Annotated in this window: 18 protein-coding genes; 5 read left to right on the top strand and 13 right to left on the bottom strand. The window is 51.1% G+C overall.

Annotated features, from left to right (window positions below):
• The first annotated feature begins 44 nt into the window (after positions 1 to 44).
• Entirely contained in the window at positions 45 to 1,778 is a 1,734-nt protein-coding gene (locus ABEW73_RS12275; RefSeq protein ID WP_430170801.1) for a sensor histidine kinase, read from the top strand.
• Positions 1,775 to 3,397 (top strand): response regulator, encoded by a 1,623-nt coding sequence (locus ABEW73_RS12280; RefSeq protein ID WP_430170803.1) that lies wholly within the window; start codon positions 1,775 to 1,777, stop codon positions 3,395 to 3,397. The genes ABEW73_RS12275 and ABEW73_RS12280 overlap by 4 nt, the downstream gene beginning before the upstream one ends.
• Positions 3,398 to 3,537: 140 nt before the next feature.
• On the opposite strand, the gene ABEW73_RS12285 is transcribed toward ABEW73_RS12280, so the two are convergent.
• From ABEW73_RS12285 to ABEW73_RS12345, 13 genes are all read right to left on the bottom strand, one after another.
• Positions 3,538 to 4,728, bottom strand: coding sequence for a sugar ABC transporter permease (locus ABEW73_RS12285; protein WP_430170805.1), 1,191 nt, complete (start codon positions 4,726 to 4,728; stop codon positions 3,538 to 3,540).
• A 2-nt stretch (positions 4,729 to 4,730) separates the two neighbouring features.
• Complete coding sequence (locus tag ABEW73_RS12290; protein ID WP_430170807.1) at positions 4,731 to 6,242, bottom strand: xylose ABC transporter ATP-binding protein; 1,512 nt, start codon at positions 6,240 to 6,242, stop codon at positions 4,731 to 4,733.
• A gap of 120 nt (positions 6,243 to 6,362) precedes the next feature.
• Complete coding sequence (xylF, locus tag ABEW73_RS12295) at positions 6,363 to 7,445, bottom strand: D-xylose ABC transporter substrate-binding protein (protein ID WP_430171254.1); 1,083 nt, start codon at positions 7,443 to 7,445, stop codon at positions 6,363 to 6,365.
• 221 nt (positions 7,446 to 7,666) lie between these two features.
• Positions 7,667 to 9,247 carry a helix-turn-helix domain-containing protein gene (locus ABEW73_RS12300; protein WP_430170808.1) on the bottom strand — a complete coding sequence of 527 codons (1,581 nt, stop codon included), beginning with the start codon at positions 9,245 to 9,247 and terminating at the stop codon, positions 7,667 to 7,669.
• 103 nt (positions 9,248 to 9,350) lie between these two features.
• Positions 9,351 to 10,787 (bottom strand): histidine kinase, encoded by a 1,437-nt coding sequence (locus tag ABEW73_RS12305; protein ID WP_430170810.1) that lies wholly within the window; start codon positions 10,785 to 10,787, stop codon positions 9,351 to 9,353.
• On the bottom strand, positions 10,784 to 11,767 hold the full coding sequence (locus tag ABEW73_RS12310) for a sugar-binding protein (RefSeq protein WP_430170811.1): 984 nt from the start codon (positions 11,765 to 11,767) through the stop codon (positions 10,784 to 10,786). The genes ABEW73_RS12305 and ABEW73_RS12310 overlap by 4 nt, the downstream gene beginning before the upstream one ends.
• Before the next feature lie 230 nt (positions 11,768 to 11,997).
• Positions 11,998 to 13,074, bottom strand: coding sequence for a Gfo/Idh/MocA family protein (locus tag ABEW73_RS12315; protein ID WP_430170813.1), 1,077 nt, complete (start codon positions 13,072 to 13,074; stop codon positions 11,998 to 12,000).
• A gap of 222 nt (positions 13,075 to 13,296) precedes the next feature.
• Positions 13,297 to 14,214 (bottom strand): ribose ABC transporter substrate-binding protein RbsB, encoded by a 918-nt coding sequence (gene rbsB / locus ABEW73_RS12320; RefSeq protein ID WP_430170815.1) that lies wholly within the window; start codon positions 14,212 to 14,214, stop codon positions 13,297 to 13,299.
• Positions 14,215 to 14,229: 15 nt separating this feature from the next.
• Positions 14,230 to 15,198, bottom strand: a complete 969-nt coding sequence (gene rbsC / locus ABEW73_RS12325) for a ribose ABC transporter permease RbsC (RefSeq protein ID WP_430170817.1) — start codon at positions 15,196 to 15,198, stop codon at positions 14,230 to 14,232.
• Between the two features lies 1 nt (position 15,199).
• On the bottom strand, positions 15,200 to 16,681 hold the full coding sequence (locus tag ABEW73_RS12330) for a sugar ABC transporter ATP-binding protein (protein ID WP_430170819.1): 1,482 nt from the start codon (positions 16,679 to 16,681) through the stop codon (positions 15,200 to 15,202).
• Between the two features lie 15 nt (positions 16,682 to 16,696).
• Positions 16,697 to 17,095, bottom strand: a complete 399-nt coding sequence (rbsD, locus tag ABEW73_RS12335; RefSeq protein WP_430170820.1) for a D-ribose pyranase — start codon at positions 17,093 to 17,095, stop codon at positions 16,697 to 16,699.
• A gap of 2 nt (positions 17,096 to 17,097) precedes the next feature.
• The gene (gene rbsK / locus ABEW73_RS12340; protein WP_430170822.1) at positions 17,098 to 17,976 is read right to left on the bottom strand and encodes a ribokinase; all 879 of its coding nucleotides are present in this window, start codon (positions 17,974 to 17,976) and stop codon (positions 17,098 to 17,100) included.
• Positions 17,976 to 18,959: a LacI family DNA-binding transcriptional regulator gene (locus tag ABEW73_RS12345; protein WP_430170824.1), complete on the bottom strand. Its 984-nt coding sequence runs from the start codon at positions 18,957 to 18,959 to the stop codon at positions 17,976 to 17,978. Before ABEW73_RS12345 ends, rbsK begins: the two co-directional genes overlap by 1 nt.
• Before the next feature lie 236 nt (positions 18,960 to 19,195).
• Here ABEW73_RS12345 and ABEW73_RS12350 point away from each other — a divergent pair, with 236 nt between their 5' ends.
• The 3 genes from ABEW73_RS12350 to ABEW73_RS12360 all read left to right on the top strand — a co-directional run bounded on the left by ABEW73_RS12350 (position 19,196) and on the right by ABEW73_RS12360 (position 22,483).
• Positions 19,196 to 20,176 carry a carbohydrate ABC transporter permease gene (locus ABEW73_RS12350; RefSeq protein WP_430170826.1) on the top strand — a complete coding sequence of 327 codons (981 nt, stop codon included), beginning with the start codon at positions 19,196 to 19,198 and terminating at the stop codon, positions 20,174 to 20,176.
• Entirely contained in the window at positions 20,173 to 20,997 is an 825-nt protein-coding gene (locus ABEW73_RS12355; RefSeq protein WP_430170828.1) for a carbohydrate ABC transporter permease, read from the top strand. The genes ABEW73_RS12350 and ABEW73_RS12355 overlap by 4 nt, the downstream gene beginning before the upstream one ends.
• Positions 20,998 to 21,121: 124 nt before the next feature.
• Entirely contained in the window at positions 21,122 to 22,483 is a 1,362-nt protein-coding gene (locus ABEW73_RS12360; RefSeq protein ID WP_430170830.1) for an extracellular solute-binding protein, read from the top strand.
• Positions 22,484 to 22,663: the final 180 nt, after the last annotated feature.

Genomic DNA, 22,663 nt, shown 5'->3' on the forward strand with positions numbered 1-22,663 from the left:
ACGCTTTCATTATTTGGCGAATTGAAAGGAATCACGGTATCCCTATGGTTAAAGCACTGAATAACAAGCCCTATCCCATCCGCCACTATGTGAAAATCATGCTCTTTATCTCGATTTTTGCCCTCGTGGTGGATCTCGTGATCAGTTTCGCTTCCATCTTCATCGTGAAGCAGCAATCGACCCGATATTTGCAGGATACGGCCAATTTGTACATCAGGCAGATCAATCATGACTTCTCCTACATCAACCACTATATGGGCTGGACGCTGGCGAATGATGAGAGCGTTAAGATCATGGATACCCCGGGCACCGATTACATGGATTACATCAAGTCAAGCGAAAGAGTGCATAAACGCTTTAACGAGCTTCAAAAAAACTACGGCCAGGAATACAACTTCTTCTTCTATTTAAAGGAACAGGATTTTTTTCAGAACTATGCACCTATGTCCTTGTCGTATACAGAGTTCCTGGAACTCAAGCAGCAGATCGTCTCCCTTACGGATTCCAAAGACGTATACGAAACGTTCTACTCCAACTGGAATCCGATCCTTGTTCAGAACACGCATTACATTATCAACATCGTTCCTTACTACAACCGGTATCTGATCTGTCTCATCTCCGCTGACGATCTGATCCGGCCGCTTCAGCAGCTGGATTTGGGCGAGGATGGTCACGTCTCTCTTGTAGATTATCAAGGGGCAGCCCTTTCGAGCGCCGATACCGGTGAGCCTGGAGCCAAGGTCGAAGCTGCCAAGGCATCCCCCTTTAGCCTGTCACAGCCGCGGACAACGGTCACGGAGGGATTCTCGAACGCCTCCTTCAACGTGCAGCTGGTCATCCAATTCGGCATATTTGAGACCATTATGATCGCCCAGCTCCTCATTATGCTGCTGTTTGTTATACTCACTTGCACGCTCAGCCTGGTGATGCTGTATTTCAAGAAGAAGGTGTTAAAGCCGATTCAGAATTTCTCAGAAAACGTAAGGCGCATCCATGAGGATAGCGAAAATCTGGATTTCATGAGCAGCGAGATCATCGAGCTCGAGCAGGTCAACTCCCAATTCAAACATCTGATCGAACAGATCAAGAAGTTTAAAATCGATATTTATGAGCAGGAGCTCGAGAAGCAGAGAATCCAGCTGGATTATATGAAGCTGCAGATCAACCCCCATTTTTTCCTGAACTGCTTGACGAACATTTACAGCATGGCGCAAATGCAGATGTTTAAGGAAATCGAATATATGTCGCTGTCCACGTCCAAATACTTTCGTTACATCTTTCAAAGCGGTGATAATGTCGTACGGCTGGAAGACGAAATCGAGCATGTCCGGATTTACCTGGAGATTCAAAAGCACCGCTACCGCGATGCCTTTTCTTATCGTATTGATTTTGAAGAGGAGCTTACCGGTCTCACCATTCCGCCCCTCGTGCTCCAGACTTTTATTGAAAACGCGGTGAAATACGCCGTATCCCGAGATCATGAGCTGCAAATCCGATTGTCCGTCAGCCTACGGATGGGGGATAAACCCTCTATGGTCATCCGGATATCGGATACCGGACCCGGGTTTCCAACAGAAGTATTGGAAAAATTGGCAGCCGGCAAACCGCTTGATCAAAGCGAAGGGAAGCACATCGGGATCATGAACACCCTTCAGCGGCTGGAGCTGCTCTATCATCGCCGGGCGCATGTGGAATTTTCGAACCCGGAAGGGGGCGGCGCTTGCATCACATTAACGCTTCCACAACCCATGCAGGAACGGAGAGGAGAAATTCAATGAACGTATTGCTAGTTGATGATGATTATTTTGTCGTGGCCGCACTGGAGAAAAAAATCGATTGGCAGGCACTCTCGATCGAACAGGTCTATACCGCTTACAGCGTTGCGCAGGCAAGAGAAATATTGCAGCATCATTCGGTCCAGATCCTCATCTGCGATATCGAAATGCCGCAAGGCAGCGGACTCGAACTGCTCGCCTGGATACGCGAGGAACAATACGGCATTCAAACGATATTTCTGACGAATTACGCTGATTTCAACTATGCGCAGAAAGCCATTGAGCTGCAAAGCTTTGACTATTTTCTGAAGCCGATTGAATTCGATAAGCTTAGCCTCATCATCTCCAAGGCCGCCTATAAAGCAAAGGAACGGCAAAGCGATCAGGAAGCGATACAGGACGGACAGCTGTGGAAAAAAAATCAAAAAAAGCTCCAGGAGCATTTTTGGAGCAAGCTGATAAAGGAACGGAAAGCTTCTTTGGACCGGGCCGCCATCGCAGGATATATCACGGAACAGAAACTCTTCTATGATATGTCGGATCTATTTCTTCCCGTGATCATCACCATTTTTCCGCATGATAAAAGTTTGGGTAAAGAAGACAAAGACCTGTTTGACTATGCGTTTCTCAACGTGCTGTCCGAATTGTTCCAGGACCCGCTCTTCACGGTTGAAGCCGCTATGGAATATAAGGATTACAATTGGATGGTCATGCTGAAATGGAATCATCCTCCTGATTCCCGCGTCATGGAAAACATCTGCACGTCGTTTATTGAAAAGGCCAATCAATTTCTCCGAAGCGATGCTTCCTGCAGCGTATCGATGTCGGTGGCGTTGGAGGAGATCAACAAGTCCATTCGAATGCTGCTGCAAATGAATGAGGATATGATCAAAAAGCGGAATCAGATTGTTTTTCTGGAACACCATTCCCTGCAAGAAGCCACGTACACCCCTCCCCCGCTGCAAGACTGGGAAGTCCTTCTCAGCGGGAACAGTCCGGCTGGGTTTCTGGAGGAAACCCGCAAATACTTGCAAAACCTAGCCAAGAATGGCGTCTACAACGCCTCGGTGCTGCGTTTATTCCGCTTGGATATGGTCCAGCTGGTGTACTCCTACCTGAAGGGCAAAGAGATCCAAGCTCATAAGCTTTATACCGGCAAAACCAATGATCAGTTATTCCTGCAATCGTTGAACTCGATTGAGGACATGGAGAAATATATGGAGTATCTCGTCCGCACAGCAGCTGAATATCATGCCTACGCCGATCATTCGCACACCGTCGTGGAGGAGATCAAGCATTATATTGGGTGCCATTACGGGGATGAGCTGACGCGAACGAGCCTGGCGGAAATCGTTTATCTCAACCCGGATTATTTGGCCCGCGTGTTCAAGAAAGAGACAGGGGTCTCTTTGGGTACTTATATCATTCAGTCCCGCATCAAGGCGGCCAAACATCTGCTGGAATCGACACCATTGTCGGTGTACCAGATTGCGGCTAAGGTGGGGTACGCCAACTATTCCTATTTCTCAAAGCTGTTCAAGCAGGATACAGGCTGGTCGCCCAGCGACTATCGGAAGGCGCTGCAGACGGGACAGAGCGTTCAGGTGAATCATGCAAAATAACAGGTGGGACGCCCGGCTGCAGACCTATTAGCCGTGGAGAGAAATCCATAGGAAAGACCCTAGATACTTCCTCATAAGGAAATACCTAAGGTCTAGGTCTTGATCGATCCGTGTGTTCATTTCATTAGCTTCTGTACAGCTTACTTCACGCCCTTGCGGCGGTTGGAAATGTCCAGCCAGACCGCGATGACTAGGATAGAGCCCTTAACGACATACTGCCAGAATGATTCCAGCCCCATCAACGACATGCCGTTATCCAGCGAGGTCATGACGAGGGCGCCAATCAGCGCACCGATGACGGTGCCTGCTCCACCCATCAGCGAGGTGCCGCCGATGACGCAAGCGGCAATAGCGTCCATCTCGGTCATCGTGCCTGCGGTGGTCGTAGCCGAAGCCAAACGAGATGTTAATACGATGGCAGCTATCGAGCTGAGCAAGCCGCTGAGCAGAAAGATCAGCATCGTCTTTCGATGGATGTTAATCCCCGACAGACGTGCCGCTTCCTTATTGCCGCCAATCGCGTAAATATGACGTCCAAATGTCGTCTTCGTGGATAAGAAGTAAAATATGACGGCAAGCCCGATTACAAAAATAATCGGAAAAGGGATACCCTTATAATTGTTCATGATAAGCACGAATGAGATGACAAGCAAAGCGATGACGGCTACTTTAATGATATCCACGCCGAGCGGAGCTACTTCAAAGCCATATTTTTGCCGGGAGCGGCGTTTTCTTATGGCACTCCATACATATAGGCCAATCGCAATAGCAGCGATCACCATGCCGAAGCCTTTGGCGAAATAAGCGTTGCCCAGCATCGCCAGCACCGGGTCGGAAACCGGAATCGTCATCGATTCGGTAACCCCCATCAGCACGCCCCGGAACACCATCATCCCGCCCAATGTAACGATAAAAGCGGGAATCATTTTATAAGCGACAAGCCAGCCCTGCACCAGTCCCAGCACGGCCCCGGCTGCCAACGTACCGACAATGACGACGATCGGCGGCAATCCCAGCCAGTTGCTCAGAATGGCAGCAATGCCGCCCGTCAATCCCACAATCGAGCCGACCGAAAGGTCGATATGACCCGCGACAATAACGAGCACCATGCCGATGGCCAGAATCGAGGTCACCGACATTTGTGTAAACAAGTTCGATAGATTCCGAGCGGTCAGAAACGTAGGATCCAATATGCCGAATAATACCCAGATAAGTACCAGCGCCCCAACCATCGTATAAGCACGTACGTCCATTTTGCCGAAAAGGCTGCCCCAAAGTGACGATTTCGCTGCGGGAGCTTCTTGCTTTTGAAGTTCATTTGGTAGCTGCATCGTTATTTCCCTCCCGTTGCGGCTTGCATAATATTTTCTTGCGTCGCTTCGCGCCAATCGAACTCACGCACGAATTCCCCTTCGCTCATGACCAGAATCCGGTCACTCATGCCAAGCACCTCCGGCAGCTCCGAGGAAATCATAATAATAGCCACGCCCTGCTCAACCAGCTGATTCATCAAATGATATATTTCGTACTTCGCTCCAACGTCAATCCCCCGGGTCGGCTCATCCATAATCAGAATCTTCGGATCGGACATCAGCCACTTGCCGATAACGACCTTTTGCTGATTTCCGCCGGATAGGGTGCCTACGGCCGTCTCGAGCGAGGCTGTTTTCGTCTTCAAATCCTGCACATAACGCATTCCCCATTTAATCTCTTCATTCTTATTAATGACTCCAAAGCTCGACACTTTGCTCATCGTCGCCATCGTCGTGTTTGTCTTCACATCCATGTTCATCACAAGACCCTGACGCTTGCGATCCTCACTAACCAAAGCGATGCCTGCTTCGATCGCATCGGCGACCGAGCGAATAAGCACGGCCTTGCCTTCGATCAACACATCGCCCGTCGAGCGTCCGTCATACGCTCCAAACAGACTGCTGACCAGCTCGGTACGCCCTGCGCCCATTAACCCGGCAATCCCTAAAATCTCGCCTTTGCGCAATGTGAAATTTATATCCTCGATCACTTTCTGATTCCGCTTTTCGGGATGCCATACATTGTAATTCCTTACCTCCAGCACGGTCTCCCCCGGCGTGTGCTCTGCCCTTGGATAGCGTTCCGTCAGTTCACGACCCACCATCAGCGATACGACGTAGTCATCATCCGTTTCGTAACGATCCAGCGTCGCTACCGTCTGCCCGTCGCGCAGTACCGTAATCGAATCCGCAAGCTCGAACACTTCCGGCATTTTATGCGAAATGTAGACGCAGGACACCCCTTCGCTGCGCAGCTGATTCAAAATATTCATCAGGATGGCTACTTCACTTTCGGTCAATGCCGCGGTCGGTTCATCCAATATCAAAATTTGCGTATGCTTGGACAATGCTTTGGCGATTTCCACGAGCTGCTGCTGGCCGATGCCAAGACTGCCGATTTTGGTATTAGGAGAAATGTGCAATCCTACCCTTTTCAACCAAAGGGAGGCGTTATGATACAACTCATCCCATCGGATTACCCCATGCTTTTGCGGCTCCGCGCCGAGAAAAATATTCTCGCCTACCGTCATATCCTTCACGAGCGCGAGCTCTTGATGGATGATCGTAATTCCAGCCTTCTCCGCATCCGTAATGTTATGAAATTCCTTATGATCACCGCCGATTACAATGTCGCCGCTATAGGTTCCCGCTGGATACAAACCGCTCAGCACCTTCATCAACGTCGATTTACCGGCACCGTTCTCCCCGCATAGAGCATGAATCTCGCCTTTTCGCACCTTGAAGTTCACCTGATCTAACGCCTTGACGCCCGGAAATTCCTTGCTGATATTAACCATTTCTAACACGTGCATAGGCTTCTATCTCCTTCTAACGCCGACACATCGGCAAGGATGAGAGTCCCGATACTGCATAAACCGATCATCAGCTTCGTCTATCGCTCATCTCATCCCTTGCCAGATGCACTCAGCTTATTACTGCGGCCATTGATCTTTTGGAACGTTCTTGTAGACATCCTCCAGCTTATGGAAGCCATCCTCGATCAAAATGGAGAGCTGATCCTTGCTGACCGGAATCGGATCAAGCAGTACGGATGGAACGTCGAATTTACCGTTATTTACGGAAGTATCCGTAGCAATATCTTCACCTTTCGCCGCCGCCACGGCCATTTCGGCCGCCTTGGTGGCGATCGATTTTATCGGCTTATACACGGTCATCTGCTGCGTGCCTTCCGCGATCCGCTGGACAGCGGCCAAATCCGCATCCTGACCGGACACCGGAATTTTGCCAGCCATGCCTTGTGCAGTCAATGCCTGAATCGCACCGCCAGCCGTGCCGTCATTTGCAGCTACAACGCCTTGCACGTCGTTCTTTACGGCCGTCAGCGCATTTTCCATGTTCTTCAAAGCCTCTTCCGGCTTCCAGTCTTTAGAGAACTGGTCATACACGATTTTAATATCACCTTTCTCTTCAAGCGGCTTCAAAATGTTCATCGCACCTGTCTTAAACATATGTGCGTTGTTGTCCGTATCGGCTCCGCCGATGTAGACGATATTTCCTTTCGGCGCTTGATCGATGACGGCCTGAGCCTGAAGCTCGCCAACACGAACGTTGTCAAAAGAAATGTAGTAATCCACTTCGGCATTGTTGATCAGCCGGTCATACGCAATGACCTTGATGCCTTCTTTATGTGCCTTCTCCACAATTGGAGCGGTTGCTTCCGCATTGTGCGCGATGACGACGAGCACATCGACTCCCTGGGAGATAAGCTGCTCCGCCTGGCTGAGCTGCGTTGCGTCATCCCCGTTCGCCGCCAGCACCTTCACATCACCCCCGAGCTCTTTGACTTTGGCCGAGAATATATCCCGGTCCTTCTGCCAGCGCTCCTCCTTCAACGTATCCATGGACAACCCGATGACGATATTGCCATCGCCTTTGCCTGCGGTTGTATTCCCTGCCCCTGCGTCTTGATTCGTATTGGTGCTGCCGTCCGAGACTACGCCGCATCCTACTAGGGAAGATGCCAACAACATTGCCGCTAAGCTCAACCGTAACATATGACCGTATTTTCTCACGCTTTCTTCGCCCCTCTTCACTTGATAAATATTTGATTGCGCTTACATTGAAATCTTAGCATCTGAGTTATAACAGCGGGCGGGCGATTACCTGCACTTCTTTGCTCTCCACCTTCAATGAATTGCGGCCAAAAGTAATGAATTTCATCGTTAGCGTTTTCATAGCACAATATGGTTCTAAATAACAAAAAAGTCCTTGTCGATTAACAAGGACTTGGCTTCTCGATTTGCTGACGATATTCGCTGGGCGTAATGCCCGTCGTCTTCTTGAAGACGCGGCTGAAATAATTCGGATCGTTATATCCGATCTCAAAACAAATCTCCTTCAAGCTGAGGTGGTGTTCACCAATAAGCCTCTTGGCCTCCTCAATGCGCAGTCGGGTCACGTAGTCAATGAAGTTCTCCCCCGTGTGCAGCTTGAACAGTTTACTGAAATAATAAGGGCTGAGATTCACGTACTCTGCACTCTGCTCCATCGAGATATCCTCTTTATACTTCTGGCCGATATAGAGCAGGGCCCGCTGCAGCACATGAGAACGGCTGCGCTCTTTTTCTTCCTTCAATCCGTCAATGAGTTTATCCAGCCACATTTGCGCGCCTAGCCGCAACGATTCCCGATCCTCAAGCCCACCTAACGAGGCGATCAGTTCCGCTCCTTCTCCTGACTGTGCCCCCCGGCTTAAATACAGCAGCAATCCAATAACCTCTCCCCGCAGACGCGGAAAATAATGAAGCTCGCTATGCACCAGCCGTTCCCAGAACAGAGCAAATCGTTCCGATGCCTCCAGCTTATCCTGCCGCAAAAGCGCATCCAGCAGTTTCTTCTCTTCATCAAGTGAAATAATCGCCTGCCCCGAGCTCTGAGTAATATCGTCATAATGCCGTACGCTAACGATATTATGATCATCCGCACATACGCGGACGGCTTCCCGGTATGACCGGCTCATCCCGTCCCAGCCTTCCCGAATCGAACCGATCCCGACAGAGAGCGCCAGACCGAAACGTTCCTCTACCAAATCTTTGATGCGCTCACCCCAGTCCAGGGAGTTGACCCGCTGGGAGTACCCTGGCTGGCCGGGCGGCAAAGGAATGAACAATGCCATCTGATGGCCGACCATAGGACTGACGAGGCAGGATAAGTTCGGCTTTGCGAACTGTTTAACGGCCTCGTAGGCATCTTTTTTGACAAGCTGAAATCCTTCCCATTCTTTAGCTGCATGCCGGGCAAATGATATCACCATCGCATATCCCTTCTGCCATTCCAAATGCAGCAGCTTGGCAAGCTGCGACACTTCTACCTCCTGCACGCATTCCAGCATCAGCATGAGGGACAGCTCGTTCTCCGCGAGCGGCATGAGCTGAGACAGCTTCTCCTGCATGTCCAGCCGTTCGTTCCTCTCCCGCCTGGCTTCCTCCGTCTCATCGATCAACGCCTTGATCACGTCCAGAACCTCTTCCCGCTTGGCCGGCTTGAGCAAATAATCGCGAACCCCTAATGCCAGACTCTCTTTGGCATAGGTGAAATAATCATGAGCCGTGATCATCACGATTCTGGTCACCTTGTGTTTCGCCAAAATCTCACGCACGGCATCCAGCCCTTGGATGCCCGGCATCTTGATATCCATAAAAATAAAATCCGGCCTCGCTTCCTCGGCGATCTGAATGGCCTGTCTCCCGTTCTCCGCATGAAGAAACGTAAAGGTGTCCGGCAGCATATGCCGGATCATAAGCTCGAGCCCCTCACGCTCAAGGGCTTCATCGTCTGCTATAAGCAAGGTGTACATGCCGTATTCCCCCACATTGATCCAATTTGTTTTGATTAAAATAACCAACTAAACCAGGTTGATGAAGCTGCGCCATCGCATTGCTAAACAGAATCAGCCGCCATTAGGCCGCCGTGCGAAACGGCAGGGTGAACACGACAGCGGTTCCCGCTCCCTCCTCACTTTCAATCTCGATTCGCTCTTGACCGTCAAAGAACAAATGCAGCCTTTTAAACACATTATGCGTACCTAGTCCGGTGGATTTCCCTTTTCGACTGCCATAACGCGGCGATTCCTCACGGATCGATTGGAGCAGCATATGCGCCGTGTCCTTGCTCATCCCAACGCCGTTGTCTCGGATCTCGATCTCCACGCCGGCATCCGTGCAGCTGATCCCCAGCTTCAGCATGGCGCCAGCTTCCATCTGCTCAATCCCGTGAACGAATGCATTTTCCAAAATCGGCTGCAAGGTCAGACACGGAATCATGCAATCCAGCGCCCGTTCATCAATATCCATCACGAATTCGATCCGATCGCGGAATCTCGCCTTTTGGATATGGATATATTCGGTCACATGCTCCACCTCTTCCCGCAGATGCACCGCCTGGTCAAGCTTCTGCAAATTGTACCGGAGCAGGCGCGAGACGGATACGGCAAGATCACTCGTTCTCGCAGCCCCTTCGATATAAGCGAGCTTGGAGATCGAGTTTAACGTATTGAATAAAAAATGCGGATTAATCTGGCTCTGCAGCATCTTCAGCTCCAGTTCCTTAACGAGGCGGTCTTTCTCCAAGCTGTCCATATTTTCCGCCATCAGCTGCTGAATGTTATCAATCATCCCGTTAAAAACCCGGCACAGAATGCTGATTTCATCATGGCTGTCACTCTCCGGCGCCTTCGTATCCATCCGCCCCTTCGAAATTTGCTTGGCGGTGGCAACGAGACGGCGAATCGGCCCCGTAATGCTCTTCGAGAGCCAAATCGCGAGCAGGATGCTAAGCGCCGCCACGGTAGTAACGAGCAAAATTCCGAACGTATTCAATCGCTCCGACGTAAACATCATCTCCTGGTAGATCGGCTTATATTGCTCGAGTTCCAGATCAACAAGCGTCTGCGCCTCTTCGCGAATGAAACGCTCCGTTTTCTCCGCTTCGATGTACTCCCCAGCCATCATGCCCGAGTCATGAGCATCGATTTGCGCGATCATCCCCTCAGCCTGCTCGATAAACGTATCGATGATATTGAGGTAGTTGATCAGCGGCAAATCGCTGGGCCCAATCGTGGCGAGACCGTCCAGCTCCGTTCGCAGCTCCTTTACGGCGGTCAAGTGGTGGATCACTTCGGGCATGCTCTCTGCATCCATTTGCATAATATAGCGGTTCATCGAACGCATATTCTCGCCAACCTCATACGAAACCTCTTTATATAATAAAATGCGGTTCATCATCAGATGATAGTTTTCCTGCACCGTTTTGCCGCTCTCGAACAGGAAGAAAGAAACCGAGCTCATCAGAAGCACAAGCAGCGGTATAAAAATAAACAGCTTCTTCCGTATAGTCACAGGCTCTCCTCCTCCTGCACATTGCTGCTATCCAACACCTTGACCTCTGTATAGTATTCAGGAAGCAGTTGTTCCCCCTGAAAGTGATCATAGAGCAGCTTTACCGCCGTGCCGCCCATTAAATAGGGCTGCTGCGCCACCGTAGCTTTAATCTCCCCGCTGCGAATCGCGGTCAGCGTCTCCTTCTGATTGTCAAAGCCAATGATCGTCAGCTCATCCCGTCTCAAGCTCTTGGCGGCTTGCAGCATCCCTAGCGCATCCGTTGCGCTGGTGCCTACCATAACATTGATCTCCGGATGCTCGCGCAGCATTTGAGCGGCCTGCTGAATGGCCTCCATATGCGAAATATTGGAGCTGCGCACCGCGACAATTTCCATTCCGCTGTACTGCCCTACCACTTGCTTCAGCCCATCCAGGCGCTGCAATTGGCTGGCAGAAAGATCGCTGCCGATAATGACGCCAATCTTGCCCGAGCCGCCCGTCGTTTCCACAACAAGATGCCCCAAGCTCTCCCCGGCGGCTACATTATCCGTGCCAACGTAGGCCAGCCGCTGACTGTCCGGCGCATCCGTATCAATCGTGACGACCGGAATGCCGCGTCCCACCGCTTTATTAATAAGCGGCGTGAATTTCTCCTCGTTCAGCCCTTGCACAATAATCGCATCCACACGAGCGGCGATCGCTTTCTCCAGTAAATTGAGCTGCTCGTCCATGTTATTGCGGACGGCTCCGGCAAATTCGATGTCGATCCCATACTCTTCCGCCGCCTCTTCCGCCCCCTTCTCCACCATCTCCCAATACGGATGATAGCGTTCCTGCTCGATCAACACGACGTGATAACGCTTCGTTCCATTTCCCTGATGCCCTTGCAATTCCTTCACGATACTGCTCATTTTACTAGAATGGTACGCAAACCCGACAAACAGATATACAAGTATGCCCATCAAGACCGCGGCGGCGGCCAACCATTTCTTGTCCATCCCCATTCACCTCAATGACTATCCTACCCGGAAATGAAAGCGCTTGCAACTGGAATGTCTGGGGAATACGGAAATCTGCTTATATAAGCATAAAAAGAGTGAGAAATATCCCACTCTTCTTATCTGTGATTATGGTCAATTCACTTAAGAACTGTCAATATTAAGACAATAAAATAGCGTCCGCTTCTAAAGAACATCGAACAAAGAATCTCTTAAATGACGCCTACGTGTTAAACCGGGTAAATATCAAAATCCTTCAGCGTTTCTCCTGTTCTGGCCGATTCAAACACCGCTTCGATCAGGTTCAGGACGCGCAGCACTTCCTCGTTCTTCACAATCGGTTCAGCTTCGCCTTGGATCACGGCCGCGAAGTTATCGAAGAAGCTGCTGGATTGACGGTATGGCTCCGGCAGAGCTCCAGTAATGGTAGCTTCTTCGGAAGGAGGGGCCATCGTTTTGGTCAAGCCTACCCCGGCTTGAATCGGCTTCGGCTCCACTTTCACGGCATCCTGGTTCCGGGTAACGACTCTTCCGCTTAACGACCAGTCCTCAATAATACCGGTTCCCTCGGTTCCTTTGACGTACCAGCGAGGCAGCGTTATGAAATTGGTCGTTCCCACTTCAATCAGAACGGATACGCCGTTCTCAAATTCAATGATCGATTCAAAGCCGTCATCGACCTCATCGCCGAGAATAAAGCTCAAGCGGCTGCTCAGGCTGGTTATTCGGCTGTCCACCATGAACAGGACCTGGTCAAGAAGATGCACGCCCCAGTCCAGCAGCATGCCGCCGCCGTGCGCTTCCAAATGACGCCAGTCGCCCGGTATGCCGTTTGCCCCGTGGACCCTGGATTCAATTCGGAACAGGTCACCTATCGTTTTCTCGTTGTACATTTGTTTAATGGTCAGGAAATCCTCGTCCCAGCGGCGGTTCTGGTGAACCATCAGCACCCGGCCAGCAGCATCGGCCGCAGACACCATCTCTTTGAAGTCGTTGACGGACAATGTCACCGGCTTCTCACAGATGACATGCTTGCCGGCTTTAAACGCCTGAAGCGCCAATTCCTTGTGCACGTCATTAGGCGTAGCAATGAGCACCACGTCAACCGCAGCATCGTTTAGTACCTGCTCATAGCTTTCGTAGGCAGGATACCCGTCCTGCTGGGATACCTCCCGGCGGCCTTCCAAAATATCGTAGGTTCCTGTAACCTCAAGAAATGCATTGTCCTTAATCAGTTTGGCATGGTAGCTGCCCATTCCGCCATAACCTACGATCACGATCGCATGTTTTCTTTTCTCCATCGTCATAGTTACATAGCTCCTTTATCCCATCTAAGAAGTAAACGCATACACATCTATTATAATATAATATGCGAAATAACTGTCCTCTTTTAACGATATTGTATTCCCGCCGTTATCGCAAGGCTGTGAGTTACTTCGCATCCTGGAAGAAAAGATCCTTATATGTCCCGAAAAAAAAGCGTTACCCCGCTTCTATCGCAAAAGGTAACGCTTCTAAATCATGCTAGATTACTCCTTCACCACCAATTTCAGTGGTGCGGCGATATTCTCTTCCACCTCTTTGCCCTGGAGCACGTCCTTGGCTGCGCCGACGGCAAGCTGACCGATCAGCTCCGGCTGCTGGGCTACGGTAGCCGTCATGTTGCCGGCTTCGATGGACTTCAGCGCATCGTCGTTACCATCAAAGCCGATGACCATAATGTCTTTGCCCGAGCTTTGGATCGCTTCGATTGCGCCCAGGGCCATTTCATCATTGTGGGCAAAAATCGCTTTGGCGTCCGGATTGCCCTGCAGCAGATTTTCCGTCACGGTAAGACCCTTCGTCCGGTCAAAATCCGCTGCCTGCTTCGCCACCACGTTCAGCTGCTTATCTGCGATTTCATGGAACCCCTTGCCGCGTTCGCGGGTCGCGGAAGCACCCGGAACCCCTTCGAGCTCGATGACCTTCGTATCTTTGCCCAGCTGATCCACGATATACTCGGCTGCCATCTGACCGCCTTTGACGTTATCGGAAGCAACCAGCGCAGCGACTTCGCCCTGATCCGCCGAACGGTCAAGTGTAATGACCGGAATACCCAAGCTATTCGCCGTCTGCACCACAGTGGAAATCGCGGACGAATCTGTCGGGTTAATCAGCAGTGCATTGACGCCCTGCTGAATCAGATCGTCGACGTCGTTGCTCTGCTTAGCCGAGTCGTTCTGTGCGTCTACGACAACGACCTCCATCCCTTGTTTGGTCGCTTCGGCGACGACGCCATCCTTCAGGGATACAAAGAACGGGTTATTCAAGGTCGAGATGGAAAGACCGATTTTGATGTCTTTGATATCCCCGCCAGCCTTGGGCTTCGCCCATTCCGGCGGTTCCAGAGAACAGCCTGTTATGAAGATCAGCATAAGTGATACGAGCAGCAAAGTTGTTTTTTTCATCGTTCATTCTCCCCCTTAAGCGGATTTTCTACGGTCGAGCAATACGGCAATCGCAATCACGACACCTTTGACAACCATCTGATAGAAAGAGTTCACACCGAGCAGATTGAGCCCGTTATTCAGTATGCCAATGATCAGCACACCGATTAACGTACCGACGATCCGGCCGCGGCCACCGGTCAGGCTTGTACCGCCAAGAACGACGGCTGCGATGGCATCCAATTCATAGGACGTCCCTGCAGTCGGCTGTGCGGAATTCAAACGGGAGGTCAGAATCGCGCCTGCAAGCGCGGACAGCATCCCTGCCAGGGAATAGATCATGATCTTGACTCGCGGCACTTTAATACCGGATACAAGCGATGCTTTTTCATTACCACCGATGGCATATGTCTTGCGGCCAAATGACGTTTTATGCAGGATGACCCACAGCACGGCAAACGTGATGATCATCGTAATAGCAGGCACCGGAATACCAAACAGGTATCCACGACCGAACAATTGGAATGCAAGGCTGTCACCCAGACCCGTAATCGGGTTACCGTTCGTATAGACGAGCGTAAGTCCTCGGAATATCGTCATGGTAGCCAAGGTGGCGATAAACGGCGCCATTTTCCCCTTGGTAATCATGAGACCATTGATCATCCCCATGACACCGCCAAGCGCAACGCCGATGATGATCGATAGGATCGGGTCAAACCCGGCCACCATCATATTGGCGACAAATGCGCTGGAGAGCGCGAGAATCGAACCGACCGACAGGTCAATGCCGCCTGTCAGGATAACAAACGTCATACCGAATGCAATCAATGCATTAATCGATACCTGACGCAGCAGGTTCAGAATGTTAAGCGGTTCCAAGAAACTTGGATTCAGGACGGATACGATAACGATCAGAATGATCAGTCCGAGCAGCGGACCGAGCTTTTGCGTCAAACCTGATACCTTAAACCCTTTTTCCGCCTTGGCATCGTTAATAGTTGTCATATTACTGACCTCCTGTAGCTAGAGTCATGATGTGTTCCTGCGTGGCTTGTTCGCGATCTAATTCACCGGAAATCCTGCCTTCGTGAACAACGAGAATCCGGTCGCTCATTCCGAGCACCTCCGGCAGCTCCGACGACACCATCAGTATCGCCACGCCGCGTTCGGTCAGTTCATTCATTAGCTGATAAATTTCCCGCTTCGCACCAACGTCCACGCCGCGTGTCGGCTCATCCAGGATAAGCACGCTCGGCCCAATGCCGATCCACTTGGCAATAACGACCTTCTGCTGGTTACCACCCGACAGATTGCGTGCCAGCGTCTCGGATGTATGCGTCTTGATCTGCAGCCGCTTCGTCAAGGTGTCCACGAAATCCTGCTCCTTCTTCCCGGAAATGAAGCCTTTGGATGAGAAGCTGAACAGATTGGGGAGTGCCATATTTTCACGGACCGAGAAATCCAGGACCAACCCTTCATCCTTGCGGTCCTCTGTTATGAATCCAATGCCGTGTTTCACGGCGTCATCCGGCTTCTTGATCGAAACTTTCTTTCCGCGTACCCAGATTTCGCCGCTATCCAGCGGGTCCAATCCGAAGATCGCTCTCATCATCTCGGTGCGCCCTGCCCCCATCAGGCCGGATACGCCAACGATCTCGCCGGCACGAACCGAAAAGCTTACATTCTCGAACCGTCCCTTGCCGCTAATATTCTTCACTTCCAGTACCGGTTCACCCGGAGATGGATGTCGCGTCGGATAACGCTCGGTCAGCTCCCGGCCGACCATCTTTTTGACGACTTCATCAAAATCCGTATCCGGAATGGCTTTGGTATCGACGGATTTACCATCCCGCATGACCGTAATCCGGTCGCAGATCGTGAAAATCTCTTCCATCCGGTGCGAGATGTAGACGATGGATACGCCTTGTTTTTTCAATGAACGGATGACGTCAAACAGCTTCTCGATTTCCCTTTCGGTCAACGCCGCCGTCGGTTCATCCATAATGATGACTTTCGCTTTAGTCATCAGCGCTTTGGCAATCTCAATCATCTGCTGCTGGCCGACGGAGCATTCTCCCGCCTCCTGCGTAAGGGGTATCGTCACCGCTAATTTGCCGAACTGTTCCTTCGCAAGCGCCTTCATTTGTTTCATATTGAGGAAACCGAGGCCGGACGTCATCTCCTTGCCGATAAACAAGTTATCCAGAACCGTCATCTCCGGCCAGATGTTAAGCTCCTGATGGATAAAGGCAACGCCTCTCTCTTCAGCTTCCTTCGGATTAGCAAAATAGGTTTCTTTACCGTCGATGACAATCTTGCCTTCATCCCGGTTGTGAAGACCGGTTAATATATTCATCAGCGTCGATTTACCTGCGCCGTTCTCTCCCATCAGGGCATGAACCTCTCCTTCCCGGAGATCAAAGTCCACGCCTGCCAGCACCCGGTTCGTGCCAAAGGATTTATGAATATTCGTCATCTCAATGTTCATGGTGCTTCCTCCTTTTTAACCGAAATGAACACCAGCCTGCAAAATGCAGTTCGCATAGGGTTTGGCTTCGCCTGTACGGATAACCGCCTTGGCGTTTCGAATCTGTACCTTGAACTGCTCGTGTGAGCAAGCCTCGATCTCGCAATCCTGAAAATTTTCCTGTATATAATGCAGTGTTTCCTTATTATCAAGCTTCATTTCTTCAGCGATCACGATTTTTTCAATGACCATGTCGTCGGCGATCGCCTCCACCACCTCGGTAAAGCTTGGCGTCCCCAGCGTGAGAGCCAGGTCGATCTTCGGAACGCCTGGAGGAATCGGAAGGCCCACGTCGCCAACAACGATGGTATCGGTGTGCCCCAGATCTGCCAGCACTTTTGCGATGTGACTGTTCAGCATGCCGTTCTTCTTCATGATCAAAGACTCCCTTCCACTTCGAGGCGCGACGGCATTCCGCCCTGCGCTCCGAACTTCATGACCGATAAGGAAGCTGCGCGGTTCGCAAATCTCAGACTGTCGGCTATGCTCATGCCTTCGGACAGTGCCACGGCGAAAGCGCCATTGAATGTATCACCGGCTCCCGTCGTATCCACGGCTTCCACCTTGTAGCCGGGAACCACAACCTCTTCATTGCCGTCAAAATAACGAACTCCCCGCTTGCCTTCCGTCACGATCAGTTTGTTCGGATAACGGCGCAGCACGTCGCATAGTGGCTCCTCTCCGAACAAGATCGCCGCTTCATGTTCGTTCGGCGTAATGTAAGCCGCCCGTTCAATAACGACGCTCGGCACCGGGCGGGCCGGAGCCGGATTCAGCATCAACGGCACCTGATATCTTGCGCATAATTCACTGACATGCACCACCGTTTCCTCCGGAATCTCCTGCTGAATCAACACGATATCCGCTGCCTGGATAACCTCCGCTGCCTGATCAACATAATCCGGCGTGATCCGATCGTTGGCAGCCTTAACCACCACGATGCTGTTGTCTCCCTCAGCCAATATGATGTGTGCGGTTCCGCTTTCAATACCTGTAACCGGTTCCACATACTCCGTAATAACACCATTCGCCTGCAAATTGCTCAAAATCGTTTCGCCAAAGGAATCTTCACCTACACAGCCAATCATTGTTACCTCTGCACCCAGTCTCGCCGCCGCAACGGCCTGGTTGGCTCCCTTCCCTCCGGGTACCGTCTTAAAGCTGTCGCCCAGCACCGTCTCTCCCGCTCCGGGGCGCTTGGTGGAGGTGACCACCAAGTCCATCGACGCGCTTCCGATTACCACGATCTTCGCCATTATGATTCCACCTTTCTCGTTGTCTGCCGCTCAATAAATTCTACCGAGAATTCGATACTGCTTCTCTCGATGTGCTGCCCTTCAATAAGTCCAATAAGCAATCTGGCCGCTTCCCGGCCCATTTCATATGCCGGCTGATGAATCGTAGACAGGGGCGGGGCCAGCAGCCGGCTGAGCAGAATATCGTCAAATCCTATAATCTGTACATCTTCCGGCACCCTTTTCCCCAGCCGATGCGCTTCCTTGACTACGGCGGATGCCATAATATCGTTACTTGCGATGACGCCGTCCGTGTCCGGTTGCTCAATGAACACTTGCTGGGCGAATCCTTCCGCGTCGGTTAAAGAAAACGATGTCGTCTTCAGCACTTGATACGCTGCCGCCTGTTCTTCCAGAACCTCAACAGCACCTTCAAAACGCTCCTGGGCAGGACGGACATCCGCCGGGCCTTGAATCACGGTTATCGCTTTACTGCCTCGCCTAACCATCTCCTGTGCCGCAATTCTACCTCCCTGCCGACCATCCGCAAATACGGAAGGACGATCCGATGAGGTTCGATCCAGAAATACAACCGGGATCTTGAGCCCTGCATATATGTCGGCATCCGGATCATTGGTTGATGATATGACACCAACCACATTATTTTGGACAAAGGTTTGGATGTACTCCATTTCCTTCTTTTTGCTCTCGTCGCTGTTCCCGAATATCAGCCGATAATCATTTTCCTGCATCTCATCCTCGACTCCGCGGGCAAGCTGCGGGAAATAAGGGTTCATAATATCCGGAAGCAAAAGTCCTATCAATTTGGATTTTCTTTTATATAAAGAACGTGCTACTTCATTCGGCGTATAATTCAGCTCGCGAATGCTTTGTTCTACCTTGGACCTGGTGTCCTCATGCACGTAACCGTTTCCATTTAAAACCCGTGAAACCGTGGCCACGGACACGCCAGCCCGGTTTGCCACATCCTTAATCGTTGCCATTACCGTCATCACCTCATTCATGTGTAACCGGTTACAGATATAACATATCACATCTTTTTTTAACCTGCAAGCTTTTGAGGATTGGAATATTTTTGTACCGGGCACTGGCAAACTCACCTTCAGTAACTAACATGGCCAGCAATAAATTACGGTATTCTTACAAAAACCTTTACTGGAGTTTACATCCGGCTCCTATACTCAATACCTGTAAGGCCAAGCAGGAAAGTGAGGTAAACATGATGATGGAAAAAGAATTTATGCTTCCTTCTCCGGGTCATTCTCTGACACCGCCAGTCAGCGAAGCTGAGCCTTCAACAGCGGTGAAACCGATCTCTATCAAGAAAACAAGACGCAGGGAAATCATGCTCGCTTATGCATGTCTAGCACCTTCGCTGCTCATTTTCGGTCTGTTTCTGTTCTATCCGCTGCTCAAATCCGTCTATCTGAGCTTGTTCCTGACCGATCCTCAAGGTCGGGTAGCCGAATTCGTTGGGTTCGATAATTTCAAGGAGATACTAGCCTCCGAGATGTTTTATACCAGTTTCGGCAACACACTGCTGTTTATCGTACTGACGGTCCCGACCGGCATGGCAGCCGCCATACTGCTCGCAGCCCTGACGCACAATAAACTGAAAGGCATGAAAATATTCCGTTTTATATTCTCGCTGCCCATGGCCGTATCCGTCGGTACCGGCTCGATGATCTGGATGATCCTCTACCATCCGACTATGGGCATGCTGAATTATTTCCTGTCGCAACTCGGCACGCAGCCCATCCAATGGCTGACCGATCCGAAATGGGCCATGATATCCGTTGCCATTATGACGGTCTGGATGAATCTTGGGTTTAATTACATCCTGATGCTGAGCGGCATGCAGGGCGTATCCGAGGATATCTACGACAGCACCAAGATTGACGGCTCCGGTCCGTTCAGAACCTTCTTCCGGATTACGATGCCGCTCATCTCCCCTACGTTATTCTTCACATCTGTCGTGTCCGTTATTGGCGCCTTCCAAGCGTTTGGACAGATCAACATCCTGACCAAGGGCGGTCCGATGAACAGCACCAACGTCATCGTGTTCAATATCTACCAGGATGCATTCGTCAACTTCCGCTTCGGCATCGGCAGTGCGCAAGCACTCATCCTGTTTGCGATCATTCTGCTGCTAACCGTCTTTCAATTTAAATTCGTGGAGAAGAAGGTGCATTACCAATGAACATGCGTCTCATGCCCAAAAGCTTCACCTACTTCGCGCTGCTGCTCTGTTCGCTGGTCGTTGCCTTTCCGCTTCTATACACCTTGTCGACATCGCTTATGAGCGAGGCTGAATCGGCCGTTTATCCGCCGCCTCTGCTTCCGGAAGCCATCAATCTGTCCAATTTCGCCAAGGTGATCGATACGATCCCTGTCCTTACCTTTATCGGAAACAGCCTGGTCGTCTCCATTGCCATCATGGTCGGGCAGATCGTGACCGCAAGCCTGGCGGCTTACGCCTTTGCCTTCCTCCGGTTCCCGGGAAAAACACTGCTGTTCAGCCTCTTTCTCGCCACCATGATGATCCCGTGGGAAGTGATTATGATCCCGAACTATCTGACGGTCAAAAGCTTGAATTGGCTCGATACCTACCAAGGGCTTATCGTTCCATTTCTGGCAACCGCCTTCGGAACCTTCCTGCTCAGACAAGCCTTCCTGCAGCTGCCGAAGGAGCTGTTTGAAGCGGCCCGCGTGGACGGCTGCGGCCATGTCCGGATTTTTCTGAGCATGGTGGTGCCGTTATCCGTACCTGGAATTGCCACGCTGGGCGTGTACTCGTTCCTGAACAATTGGAACATGTACCTGTGGCCGCTCTTGACCACCAACCGCGTCGAGATGCGAACCGTCCAGATCGGGATTGGCATGCTGCAGTTCGAAGAGATGAATTCGTGGAATTTGATTCTGTCCGGCGTACTCCTTCTGCTGCTTCCTTCCCTGCTGCTGCTTGCACTCGGATTGAAGCCGCTTGTCCGCGGCATCACAGCAGGTGCATTGAAAGGCTAATCGCTATATTAGTCGGACTATAATGAATCAGCCTTGCGTGCCGGTTAGCGATAAAAAACGGGCCGCGCAATTTCTGATAGATCAAACCATACTTTATTTTCAAAAAGGGAGAGATTAACCGATCATGAAACGTTTTGGTAAAAGGTCCTTCGCGCTGCTCCTGCTTTCCTGCTTTATGCTGATCAGCGCCGCTTGCAGCAATACGCCAGCCGCTGGAGAAACGACCGTTGCTGCCGGCAGCGAGCCAGCCAAAGATCCCGTTAAGGTTGTGTGGTGGCATTCCATGAGCGGAGAGCTCGGGACCGTCGCGGACAAGCTGATCTCCGATTTTAATGCAGCCCACAAGGACATTCAGGTGGAGGGCGTGTTTCAAGGAACGTACGATGAGAGCTTGAACAAGCTGAAGGCCTCCTTGGGATCGAAGAGCGGTCCAAGCATGATCCAGGTGTACGAAATCGGCAGTCGTTTCATGATGGATACCAAGGCCATACGTCCGGTTCAGGACTTCATGGATGCTGAAGCATACGACATTTCCTCCTTGGAACCAAATATCAAAAATTACTATACATTCGACAACAAATTGTATTCGATGCCATTTAACTCCTCCAACCCGATACTTTACTACAACAAAGATGCCTTTAAAGCGGCGGGACTCGATCCGGAAAATCCTCCAAAAACCTACGAAGAGGTAGCGGAAGCCGCTAAGACGCTAACGAAAGGCGGCCAAACCGGCGCTTCCTTCGCGATCTATGGCTGGTTCATGGAGCAATTCCTCGCGAACCAAGGCGTTGAGCTGCTGAACAACGGCAACGGCCGCACTTCCCCGGCAACCGCTTCGCAGGTCAACAACAGCGCTGCCGTGAAGACGCTGGAATGGTGGAAGCAAATGCTGGACGATAAGGTCCTCCTGAACTTGGGACGTAAAACGGACGACACCAAAAAAGCATTTGCGGCAGGTCAAATCGCCATGACGCTGGACTCGACGGCTTCCCTCCGCGGAATCGTCAGCGCAGCGGAAGGCAAATTCGAAGTCGGTACGGCGTTCCTGCCAAAGCCGGCTGACGGCGGCGAAGGCGGCGTTATTATCGGCGGTGCAAGCCTGTGGCTGATGAACAATAAATCGGAAGAAGAGCAGCAGGCAGCCTGGGAATTCATGAAGTATTTGGCCGAGCCGCAAACGCAAGCCTACTGGCATGTCAATACTGGTTACTTCCCAGTAACGACAAAAGCTTACGAAGAGGCTCTCGTGAAAGAAAACCTGGAGAAATATCCGCAATTCCAGACGGCCGTGGACCAATTGCATCAAACGAAAGCCAATCTGGCAACACAGGGCGCTGTCATGGGCGTATTCCCTGAAGCCCGCCAGCTGACGGAAACAGCAATCGAAGAAGTGCTGAACGGGCAAAAATCGGCGCAGGAAGCGCTGGACAAAGCCGCTCAGGAGATCAGCTCCAAGATCGAAACCTATAATAAAACGGTGAAATAAACGTCGATCGACGTGCTTTCTCGGAAGACAGACCGCAAATACTGTCATATATGAACGAATTGCAACCCTTGATACAGGATCATAAGGCCCCCTGCGGTGCCCGGTGAATCATGCATCAGGGGTATTTTTCTGATGGCAGCTTCACCTCAACTTTCCATATTGGATCAGCTTGTATAGGGG

Source organism: Paenibacillus lautus (assembly GCF_050482385.1).
Taxonomy (GTDB): Bacteria; Bacillota; Bacilli; order Paenibacillales; family Paenibacillaceae; genus Paenibacillus_AQ; species Paenibacillus_AQ lautus_B.